The sequence below is a fragment of the Chamaesiphon sp. VAR_48_metabat_403 genome (assembly GCF_031422475.1).
GTDB lineage: Bacteria > Cyanobacteriota > Cyanobacteriia > Cyanobacteriales > Chamaesiphonaceae > Chamaesiphon.
Genome location: NZ_JANPLS010000127.1, coordinates 1 through 2,177, shown reverse-complemented (window position 1 = coordinate 2,177; position 2,177 = coordinate 1). Strand labels below are relative to the sequence as shown.

The 2,177-nt window shown below is 46.9% G+C and carries 1 protein-coding gene; it reads right to left on the bottom strand.

What is annotated here, in order from left to right; translation table 11 throughout:
* Window positions 1-1,946 (bottom strand): GAF domain-containing protein (locus tag RMO79_RS06450; RefSeq protein ID WP_310482235.1); only part of this gene is annotated, 1,946 nt, incomplete at its 3' end.
* Between the last annotated feature and the right edge of the window lie 231 nt (window positions 1,947-2,177).

Genomic DNA, 2,177 nt, shown 5'->3' with positions numbered 1-2,177 from the left:
CGAGATCGCGTGGCGGGATCGGCTCGCACGGAGTCGAATTTAGTCGCTCGATCGAGGATGGGGTCGATTTCGGTAACTTCGATCGAGACGGTAGTATTGGGTGGAGAAAATTTGATAGCATTACCGATTAGATTTGTCAAGGTTTGGACGATCCGATCGGGCACGACAAAAATTTGGCCGATCTGGCAATTTAGCTCCAGATCGACTCCCGCCGCCGCAGCCGAGCCGATCATCACATCGATCGCATTTCGCGCTAAGACATTGGCATCGCACCACTCTAGCTCTAAAGAGTTACTATTGGCATCTAACTTATCCAGATCGAGAATATTATTTACCAGCCGCACCAGTCGTTCGGTTTCGATCGAGGCAATCTCGATCATCTGTTTCATTTGCTCCGGTTCGTCATCCATTAAACCCATTGCCAATAATCCCAATGCGCCCTGCATAGAAGTTAATGGCGTGCGTAATTCATGGCTGACAATGCCGATAAATTCGTCTTTGAGCGTTTCTACCGACTGACGTTGCTCTATTTCGGCATTGAGCAGTTGCAGCGTCATTTCGGCTTGTTTGCGTTGGGTGAGTTCGAGTTGGGCTTGAGCAAATAAATTTGCCTGTTGAATGGCAATACTGACTTGAGAGGCTAACTGTTTTACCAGATCGATCTCGGAAGTTTGCCACTGGCGCGGAGCCGAGCAGTGATGGGCGATTAATAATCCCCATAAATCCGTGCCCTTAAAAATTGGTACGACGAGATTTGCCATAATCTGCACGCTTTCTAACAGTTGCAGATGCAGATCGTCGATTTCCGCACTGTAAATATCTGCATTAGCAATGACGATGCCCTGCTGAAAGCTTTTAACAGCCGCGTCACTACAAGGATGATAGATTTGTTCGGTAGAAATCGCACTCCAGTCAGCACTGACTGACTCCACAATGACATTCCCACTCCAATCTGAAGCAAATTTATAGACAAGTACACGATCGATTTGTAAGAATTGTCTCACTTCATCGACAGTCGTTTGCAGAATTTCTGGCAGATCTAAAGATCGCCGAATTTGCACCGTCATATCCAATACCAGGCGTTGTCGATCTAATTGATTTTGTAATAACTGTTGCGCTTGCTGGCGTTCGTCGATATTTACGACAGTTCCGATCGTTCGCATTGCCTCGCCAGCAGCATTGAAATACGCCTCTCCCCGCGTCTCGATCCAATGAATGCTATTATCCGCCCACACGATCCGAAATTGATGGCACAGACTGGTATGCGTCTCGATCGATCGAACTACACATTCATGCACGGCGGCACGATCTTCTGGATGAATACATCGATCGAAGGTTTCATAATTGCCATCAAAACTGCCTGGAGCCAAGCCAAATAACTCCTCATGCTCGCGATTCCATTGCATTTGCCCCGTCAGGAGATTCCAATCCCAAATGCCCATCTGCGCCGATGCTAGAGCCAGTCGCAACTGCTCTTCTTTGCGATCGAGCACTTTGAGATTGCGATCGTTTTGCACCTTGAGATCGGCAACTTGACGCAAAAGTTCGCCCTGCTTGATCGCATTATGCAACGAGAGCCGCAAATTTTCATTCGTTAATGCCGATTTACTCAAATACTGTTGGGCACCACATTCGATCGCTTGGCTCGCCAAGTTCTCTTTCTCATACTCCGTCAGCAGCACGACAGGGAGATCTGGCTTTTTAATCTGTTGCTGTAAAGCTTGCAAAAACTCTAACCCGTTCATGTCTGGTAAGACATAATCGAGCAAAATGGCATCGGGTTGAACGATCCGGTACTGTTTCAAGCCCTCTGCACCAGTCCCTGTTTCAAGGATGGTGTAGTTGTATCGATTGTCTTGACTCAGATAATCCCGCAATTTACTGCGGTACGATAGGGAATCTTCGACAATCAAAATAGTTCGTGATTTATCGTTCGTCGTGTCCATTTTTTGCTAGCTTTATCTAAAATCCGGCATTTCGATATCTAAAAGATTTAGAAACGGCACTAGTTATATAGTGCCCAAAAGTAATCGCATTGGCTCATTCGATGTAATGTCGCGGGGATCGTGTTCTAAATGCTATACACCCTCTTAAAATCCCCTCCTCGGAGCGAAAAGTGCGTTCTTGGGGTTTCCCCTGTCTTGTCTCGCCTTTTTTGACGGGGAACCCGTCCAAAG